The following is a 603-nucleotide window of genomic DNA, read 5'->3' on the forward strand; positions in this document are numbered from 1 at the left end:
AACACCAACATGCCGCCAGATGCACGAATGAAACGTGTGAAAGAGACGTTGCTTCGCGTAGGGCTTCTGCCGGAGCACGCCTACTTCTATCCTCAAATGCTTGCGGCTGGTCAAAAACAGCGTGTCTGTTTGGCTCGTGCACTCATCCTTCAGCCATCAATCATTGTGGCGGATGAAGCACTAAACGGTTTGGATATGGCGATGCGCTCGCAGATCATCAACCTGTTCTTGGAGCTGCAAGAAGAGATGGGCTTGTCGTTTGTGTACGTGTCTCAGCATATCGGTATCGTAAAACACATCACCGACAAAGTGATGGTAATGCACGAAGGCGAAGTGGTTGAGTTTGGAGAGACAAACCAAGTCCTTACTAATCCAGAACATGCGATTACCCAGCGCTTGGTAGAAAGCCATTTCTACAAAGCGCCAAGCCACTAAACAGATGGCTCACGAAAAACAAAAAGCCTGCTTTCATGCAGGCTTTTTCTATTGGGTAAAGCGAGTAAAGTCAGATTAACGACGGCTTGCTTGTTTACGCAGTTCGAAATCAAACTCGTCAGGAAACAACACCACGCCTTCTTCGTTTTGATTCGGGAATACAACAAC

At 47.4% G+C, this 603-nt stretch carries 1 protein-coding gene and 1 pseudogene; one reads left to right on the forward strand and one right to left on the reverse strand.

All coding sequences use genetic code 11. The features are described from left to right. On the forward strand, positions 1 to 435 hold a 435-nt coding region (locus R7R24_RS28465), incomplete at its 5' end, for an ATP-binding cassette domain-containing protein (protein ID WP_318120418.1). Positions 436 to 510: 75 nt separating this feature from the next. On the opposite strand, the pseudogene R7R24_RS28470 reads toward R7R24_RS28465, so the two are convergent. Continuing rightward, positions 511 to 603, reverse strand: a pseudogene (locus tag R7R24_RS28470) (DUF2750 domain-containing protein); the annotation flags it as partial.

Source organism: Vibrio sp. 704 (assembly GCF_033339295.1).